Origin of the sequence: Delftia sp. ZNC0008 (assembly GCF_000799035.1) — a bacterium.
GTDB classification, from domain to species: Bacteria; Pseudomonadota; Gammaproteobacteria; order Burkholderiales; family Burkholderiaceae_C; genus Comamonas; species Comamonas tsuruhatensis.
This window is the reverse complement of record NZ_JTKZ01000191.1, coordinates 1-529: the sequence shown is the minus strand read 5'-3', so window position 1 is coordinate 529 and position 529 is coordinate 1. Positions and strand designations below refer to the sequence as shown.

The window sequence follows — 529 nt, the reverse complement described above, 5'->3', positions numbered from 1 at the left end:
CCGCGTCAGGCGCCGGCGTGCCCACGGATTGAAACGGGCAGGGGTTGTCATGTCTTGTCTCCAGGTGATCGTTCTGATGTCCGCTGATGTCTGCTGATGTCTGCCTGTGTGGGCTTTCGACGGCCTGCGGCACACTGCGCGCTGCACGCAGGCCCTTTTCTGCCCTGCCTGCAATCACCGGGAAATTCTTTTCCATGCCTTCGCGCAGCACCAATCCAAACGTCCGGCCAGCGGACATTCCAGTCTCCGCCGACGATGCCGGCAGCCGCACCCTGCGCCGTGGCCTGCAGGTGCTGGACGCCGTGCTGGCCGCTGGCCGCGAAGGCCTGCGCGTCGCCGACCTGTGCCGCGCCACGGGGCTGGAGCGCGCCACGGTGTACCGCCTGCTGTCCACCCTGGTGGACAGCGGCTATGTGGCGCACAGGGGGCGCTTCGCCTATGCGGCCGGCCACCGGCTGGCGGCCACGGCCGCCAGCGCGGGCCAGCCCAACATGGCCGTGCGGCTGCAGCCCGTGCTGGAGCGCGTGAG

The 529-nt window shown here is 69.6% G+C and carries 2 protein-coding genes; one reads left to right on the top strand and one right to left on the bottom strand.

Annotation, left to right across the window (positions count from 1 at the left end):
* A partial coding sequence (locus L995_RS34225) for a hypothetical protein (RefSeq protein ID WP_231574373.1) occupies positions 1-196 on the bottom strand: 196 nt, incomplete at its 3' end.
* On the opposite strand from L995_RS34225, the gene L995_RS06345 reads away from it, so the two are divergent.
* Positions 195-529 (top strand): helix-turn-helix domain-containing protein (locus L995_RS06345; RefSeq protein ID WP_047470266.1); only part of this gene is annotated, 335 nt, incomplete at its 3' end. The genes L995_RS34225 and L995_RS06345 overlap by 2 nt on opposite strands.